A 2,000-nucleotide genomic window follows, 5' to 3' on the forward strand; every position below is an offset into this window, starting at 1 on the left:
GTTCTCGACCAGCTCGGCGAGGAGGTGGATGACATCGCCGACGGCCCGCCCCAGCACGCCGGCCGGTTGCACGTTGGTGATGTCCACCCGTTCGTACGCCTCGACCTCGGAGATCGCGCCACGGATCAGGTCGACCATCGCGACCGGGTTGCGCCAACCGCGGCCGGGGGCGGAGCCGGCGAGGATGACCAGGTCCTCGGCGTGCCGGCGGAGCCGGGTGGCCAGGTGGTCGACCTGGAACAACTCGGCCAGCTCGTCCGGGTCCTCGCTGCGCCGCTCCATCCGGTCCAGCAGGTGCAGCTGACGGTGCACCAGGCTCTGGCTGCGTCGGGCGATGTTGAGGAAGACCTCGTTGAGCCCGCGCCGCAGGGTGACCTCGTCCACAGCGGCCTGCACGGCGGTGCGCTGCACCTCGGTGAAGGCGCGCCCGACCTCGCCGATCTCGTCGTGGCCGTACTCCAGCGGCGGCGCCTCCCGGGCGACGTCGACCTGCTCGCCACGGCGCAGCCGGGTCACCACGTCGGGCAGCCGGTGCTCGGCCAGCTCCAGCGCGGCGGTGCGGACGCCGCTGAGCCGCCGGACCAGGGTGCGGCCGACCCGCAGCGCCACCAGCACCGAGACGACCACGGCGACGAGCCCGAGCACCCCGGCGGCGGCCAGCCGCACCAGGATGCGGACCGCCATCGGCACCGAACGGTCGGTGAGGGCGTCCGCCTCGGACAGCTCGAAGTCCCGCAGCTGCTGCTGCACCGCGTCCTGGCTGGCCTGCCAGGCCGCCGCGTCGACCGCCGGTCGGCCGGACCGGCTGGGTACGACCAGCGCGTCCTGCATGGCGCGCAGCCGGGTGAACGCCTCGCCCTCGGTCAGTCGTTGGTACGCGACCCGGCTGCTCTCGGGCAGGTCGGCCACGGCGCTCTCGGTGAGCCACCGTTGGTTGCCGATGGCCTGGACGAGCTGGGTGTGCTCCCCCTCGGCGAACCGTCCGGCGGTCAGCGCGCCGGCCAGCAGCGCGTCGCTCTGGCCGAGCAGCTCCCGGGAGCGGCCCAGCGCGGTGAGCGCCAGGGCCTGCCGGTTGATTCCCGGGTCGGTCAGGGTCGCCATGCCGGCGAACGCCTGGAAGGCCGCGGAGACCATGCCGCTGTACAGGTTGAGCGCGCCGGCCCGGTCCACCTTGCGGTCGTCGATGAACGTCCGCCCGCTGGGCAGCGCTGCCAGGGCGGTGATGAGCTGGTCGATCCGGGTTTCCGTCGCCGGCGAGCTGCACCACCGAGAGCCGGCGTTCCCGTTGCAGCTCGGTGACCACCGCCTCGCCGGGGCGACCCAGGTCGTACAGGAGGGTGCGGGCGGAGAGCAGGTTCAGGGCGGGACCGAAGGTCAGGGAGGTCGCGAAGATCCACAACGCCAGGAGCGCGGTCACCGGCGCGACGACCAACGCGGTCAGCTTCGAGCGGATCGGCCAGTCGCGGGTTTTCATCAGACCTCGCCCGTACAGGGTGGCAGGAGGGGCGCCGGCACCGCCGGGCAACGCTCCGGCCGGGCGCCTTGGGCAGGATACGTAATCGAGAGCTGTTGCACTACCGCCTGTCGCGCCGACATCGACGCTCCGGGATGTGCGCGGGCGTGGTCCGAATCCCACTTTTCTGGAACGAGTCAGATTCTGGCAGGTGGGGCAGTTGGAGCCTCGTCAGGAAAGTGTCTCGGATCGGGATTGGCGATCACTGCGCGGAGGGAATACCAGATGACGAAGGAGGAGCCCATGTCGTCCACGCAGATAGTCGTCATCGTGCTCGTCGTGCTGGTGATCGTCGCGGTGCTGGCCGTGGCCGCCCGCTCGCTCACCAACCGTCGCGCGCTCCGCAACCGGTTCGGCCCGGAGTACGACCGGGTGGTGGCGGAGCAGGACAGCCGGTCCGCCGCCGAGCGCGAACTGCGCGACCGGGAACGCCGGCATGCCGAGCTCACGCTCACCCCACTCACCCCGGAGTCCCGGGCCCGGTACG

At 72.0% G+C, this 2,000-nt stretch carries 2 pseudogenes; one reads left to right on the top strand and one right to left on the bottom strand.

Annotated elements, in window-relative coordinates:
* Positions 1–1,474 (bottom strand): annotated as a pseudogene (locus KBX53_RS31230) (nitrate- and nitrite sensing domain-containing protein); the annotation flags it as partial.
* Between the two features lie 282 nt (positions 1,475–1,756).
* Here KBX53_RS31230 and KBX53_RS31235 point away from each other — a divergent pair.
* Positions 1,757–2,000 (top strand): annotated as a pseudogene (locus KBX53_RS31235) (hypothetical protein); the annotation flags it as partial.

It is taken from the genome of Micromonospora sp. M51, from assembly GCF_018070305.1.
GTDB classification, from domain to species: Bacteria; Actinomycetota; Actinomycetes; order Mycobacteriales; family Micromonosporaceae; genus Micromonospora; species Micromonospora parva.